Source organism: Sphingobacterium populi (assembly GCF_001586775.1).
Lineage (GTDB): Bacteria > Bacteroidota > Bacteroidia > Sphingobacteriales > Sphingobacteriaceae > Sphingobacterium > Sphingobacterium populi.
Genome location: NZ_LQXS01000039.1, coordinates 1 through 229, shown reverse-complemented (window position 1 = coordinate 229; position 229 = coordinate 1). Strand labels below are relative to the sequence as shown.

Below are 229 nucleotides of genomic sequence, written 5' to 3'. Positions count from 1 at the left end.
AAACTTATATTTGTAATAAGTAAGATTCACACAATTTATGGATAAAAAGAAGGTTGTTCTTGTTTGGTTCAGGAATGATTTGCGCTTACACGACAATGAGATTCTACTCGAGGCAGTCCAAAAAGCTGATATAATCAAATCGCCCCCTGTAAGCTCTTCGTCTCGAAATAAGATCTGATTACGAATATGTTGGTTATATAGATTAGCCGCTTTATTAGATCGACAGATC

General features: G+C 35.4%; 1 protein-coding gene. It reads left to right on the top strand.

Features of this window, described 5'->3' with window-relative positions; all coding sequences use genetic code 11:
* The first annotated feature begins 37 nt into the window (after positions 1 to 37).
* The gene (locus tag A0125_RS16690) at positions 38 to 178 is read left to right on the top strand and encodes a deoxyribodipyrimidine photo-lyase (protein WP_082785066.1); all 141 of its coding nucleotides are present in this window, start codon (positions 38 to 40) and stop codon (positions 176 to 178) included.
* The last annotated feature ends 51 nt before the right edge of the window (positions 179 to 229 follow it).

Excerpts from the sequence above, each read along its gene's own strand:
- A0125_RS16690 (WP_082785066.1), top strand. The coding sequence starts at position 38 with ATGGATAAAAAGAAGGTTGTTCTTGTTTGGTTCAGGAATGATTTGCGC.